This is a genomic window from Arenibacter sp. F20364, from assembly GCF_023015905.1.
Classification (GTDB): Bacteria; Bacteroidota; Bacteroidia; order Flavobacteriales; family Flavobacteriaceae; genus Arenibacter.
On record NZ_JALKBD010000131.1, the window covers coordinates 1 to 746 of the forward strand.

The 746-nt window shown below is 53.6% G+C and carries 1 protein-coding gene; it reads right to left on the reverse strand.

Going from position 1 to position 746, the window contains the following annotated elements; all coding sequences use genetic code 11:
* The coding region (locus MWU84_RS24020) for a DUF1549 domain-containing protein (protein WP_246906563.1) at positions 1-746 on the reverse strand (746 nt) is incomplete at both ends.

A 746-nucleotide genomic window follows, 5' to 3' on the forward strand; every position in this document is an offset into this window, starting at 1 on the left:
TCAAAATAGTCCCTTTGGGACAGCTGGTCGTATTTATGGTCATGGCATTTGGCACATTCCAGGGTAAGGCCCAATATCCCCTTCCCCAAGGTATTGGTGCGGTCCACCACATAATAGGACTGGTATTCCTCCTGGATAACACCGCCCTCCTGCGTTATGGGATGGTTACGGTTAAAGCCTGTGGCCAGCACCTGTTCCTTGGTGGCATTGGGCATCAGGTCGCCCGCCAATTGCTCCGTCAAAAACTCGTCATAGGGCATGTTGTTGTTGAACGCATGGATCACCCAGTCGCGCCAGGGCCACATGCTCCTATAGCTATCGTCCTGATAGCCGTGGGAGTCCGCATACCTTGCCACATCAAGCCACACCTGGGTCATGCGTTCCCCATAGCTCGGGGAGGCCAAAAACTCGTCTATGGCCCGTTCCAGAATGTCCCCGGAGGTATTGTTGAGATACCTCTTCACTTGGTCCGCATTGGGGGGAAGGCCCGTAAGGTCCAAGGCCATCCGTCTGATCAACGTATGGTCCTCCGCCTTTTGGGAAGGGACCAGGGCGTTCTCCTCCATCTTTTCCAGGATAAAGGCATCTATTTCGTTTTGGGACCAATCCGACAATTCGGCCTTCGGCAGCTCCGCCTTCTTGGGAGGGATAAAGGCCCAGTGCTTCTCGAACTTGGCGCCCTGTTCTATCCATTTCTTCAATAGCTTCTTTTCATACGAATTCAGGGCCAATTGCGAATCCGGTGG